General features: G+C 36.6%; 3 protein-coding genes. 1 reads left to right on the top strand and 2 read right to left on the bottom strand.

From position 1 onward, the window contains the following. Window positions 1-97: 97 nt before the first annotated feature. Window positions 98-673, bottom strand: a complete 576-nt coding sequence (gene amrA / locus K8S13_RS22975) for an AmmeMemoRadiSam system protein A (protein ID WP_291466059.1) — start codon at window positions 671-673, stop codon at window positions 98-100. Window positions 674-1,039: 366 nt separating this feature from the next. Between amrA and K8S13_RS22970 the strand changes: the two genes are divergently transcribed. Continuing rightward, window positions 1,040-1,342 carry a hypothetical protein gene (locus tag K8S13_RS22970; protein WP_291466058.1) on the top strand — a complete coding sequence of 101 codons (303 nt, stop codon included), beginning with the start codon at window positions 1,040-1,042 and terminating at the stop codon, window positions 1,340-1,342. A 14-nt stretch (window positions 1,343-1,356) separates the two neighbouring features. On the opposite strand, the gene purB is transcribed toward K8S13_RS22970, so the two are convergent. After that, window positions 1,357-2,724 (bottom strand): adenylosuccinate lyase, encoded by a 1,368-nt coding sequence (purB, locus tag K8S13_RS22965; protein ID WP_291466057.1) that lies wholly within the window; start codon window positions 2,722-2,724, stop codon window positions 1,357-1,359. Window positions 2,725-3,063 lie beyond the last annotated feature (339 nt).

Raw genomic sequence — 3,063 nt, 5'->3', positions numbered from 1 at the left:
ATCAAGTTGTTTTTATGGAAGATAAATTGCCAGTTTAACAGTCAGAATTTTTGGGACGGGATACTAGGAGTTTAATATTTTTCATACAATGGGCTCCTTATTCTTCAAATAATTGAACCTGATATGTTGAGATAGTAAGGTCACCGGATTTCCACTCATCCGATTTTAATCCAGCTTTCATACAAAGATGATTTAAAAAAAATTGGGGGTCTTTTAGTTGTTTCCATACCTGGGGCAGAAAGGTCGCGCTGTGAGAGTGCTTTTTGATCATCACTCCATCAATATCAGGCCTGAGCTTTGCAATTAAATCCTCAGCATCGGTGTAATCAACAATTTTAGGCCGGGTTAAGATACTGACCTCAATACTTGTATCCTTTAACTCCTCATAGGACAGCGGGCTGAACCTTGAATCATTAAAGGCTGCGTGTCTTGCATTATCCACAACCCCTTCAAAAACTGTTTTAACCGGCTCGATATTGCCAATACAACCTCTGAGATCTCCTTTTTTATGCAAACTGACAAAAGTTCCACGGTTTTCTTCCAATACCTTTTTTGAAATCTTGGTCTTCAAAGATCCAAGCTCTCCATCTTCTTGTCCGAATTTACGTAGAATAGTTTGCCTTGCAAGCTTTAAAAGCAACTCTCCATCTTTTTTTGATAATTTATCCGTCATTTGCTTTCTCTCCATAAAATTCTTTAAGTTCCCTAACAATATCACCACTTCTAAAAATATAATAGTTAAACATAAATATTTTAAAATACACCAAACCCGTTCCCTAAAGGGGCACACTCTCTTTGATGATGAGAATCAAAGGAATTAGATAAAAACTAAAGGAATTCAAAGATTTTCAACTAAAAGAAAAAAAATATAATCATGGAAAGGACATTTTTTCAGCACTTACCATGTTCACACAAAAAAATGATCGGGAATAATTCGGATTGACTAGAATGGTGTTCACGAATAATATATTTTTAAGTGAGAGGTTAGCTTCCTAAAAAAAAGATCTGAAAATAGACATATTTCAATTGGGGAAATTCAATGGCAACAATGGTTGATAAAAAATTAATCCGCAAGCTTATTGAACACGGGGTTGAAGCTTCTTTGATCCCGGGATTCATCAGAAGCCTGGTAAATGCCTGTTTAATCAACCCGAATATGTCTCATTGCCAGGCAAACAAAAGGCTTAAATACCTTGGCTGGGATGACATTGAGATAGATTACCACACACTTCAGCTTGCCATAACCTCCCTTGAAACCAAAGGGTTGAGCCAATTGGAGTACAAATCTGCTCCCTGGTATTTAAACAGCTTTAATACCAAAAATTCAATCAGCGCCCATTAATAGTCCTGGCCTCTTTATGGCAAGGAGTGCTTTTTAAAATAAATATCAACCAGATTCTGTGCAAGCCCCACATATGTTTCAGGGGTTAATTGTTTCATGCGTTTTTTAAAATCCGTCGGCACCTTTTCAAGGCCGTCTACAAACTTTTCCAAATCTTTTTTCTTAATTTTCTGCCCGCGGGTAAGCTCTTTGAGTCTTTCATAAGGATTATCTTCACCAAACACCCTCATGGCAGTCTGGAAAGGTTCTGCAAGAAGCTCCTGATTATCATCAAGATCTTTTTGTATCACCCCGTTATTCAGGTCTACCTTGGATAATCCTTTTAAAGCATTTTTCACTCCAATTGCAAAATAGCCGAATGCAGACCCCAGACTTCTTAAAACCGTACTGTCACTCAGATCTCTTTGGAATCTTGATTTTTGCAGTTTAACACAAAGATGTTCCATCATTGATATGGCAATCCCCATGTTTCCTTCACTGTTTTCAAAATCAATGGGGTTGACCTTATGGGGCATTGTAGATGAACCTGTCTCCCCTTTTTTGATCCTCTGATTAAAATAGCCCAGGCTGATATATCCCCACATATCACGGTCCAAATCGATAATTATTGCTGCAACCCTGATGAAAGAATGCAGAACAAAAGCAATGGAATGATTCGGATTTACCTGGGTTGTAAAAAGGATGGGTTCCAGATTTAAATGATTGGAAATAAATCGTTGTGATGCCTCAATCCAGTTAATATCAGGGTATACGAAATAATGTGCATTATAATTTCCTGTTGCCCCGTTTATTTTTGCCTGAACTTTACTTTGATCGACAATATCTGCTTCCTGTAAAAGTCGCCAGGCATAATTTATATATTCCTTACCTACCGTTGTGGGTGTCGCGGGCTGCCCATGGGTTCTTGACATCATTGGGATTGACTTATATTGCAAGGCTTTGCCCTCTATATCAGCAATAAGCTGCCTCAACAGGGTTGTTGCAATCTCTTTGCCTTTTTTCAACATCAAAGCATAGGAAGTATTATTGATATCATCTGAGGTACAGGCAAAGTGAACCCACTCTTTTATGCCTGAAAGCCCTGAAAGATCAAGCTGATCCTTTATGAAATATTCAACTGCTTTTACATCATGATTTGTTTGTTTTTCAATCTCCTTAACCTTACGGGCATCTTCCACATCAAAAGCCTGTACTATATGGTTAAGTTTCTCAGTGTTTAAATCATCAAAGGGTGCAAGTTTCAGATCGGCTAATATAAATTTAAGCCATTCAATTTCAACAAACACCCTGTGTTTTATCAAACCATACTCAGAAAAAACATCAGCAAGCTCTGTTGTTAATCGGGCATATCTTCCATCCAGGGCAGTCAGTGCGTTTATCATTGCTTTTTTTACTCCATCACTAAAAACTAAACATTTGAAATCATTTGATTTTTATTATTAAATCATCTAAATCTGTATAGTATCACGCGCCATATAAAATAGCAGACAATTTTAAAATTAACAATCTTATAACAAGAGGTATCTGCATTTAATTCAATATCCTTTGGTTAGTTACTTGACAAATACACAGAGAATAAAGTATTTTACCAAACAAATTTAAATACATAACTTAAATAAAAAGCCAAATTTTGTTGCAGGAGTAGAATTTATGGCATTAACCAAAACTATTATTGCTGAAAGAATACAAGACAAGCTGAATTTGTCCAGAACAACGACCTA

Source organism: Desulfobacula sp. (genome assembly GCF_021107415.1).
Note: the sequence above shows the minus strand (reverse complement) of the source record. Positions and strands in the feature narration are given on the sequence as shown.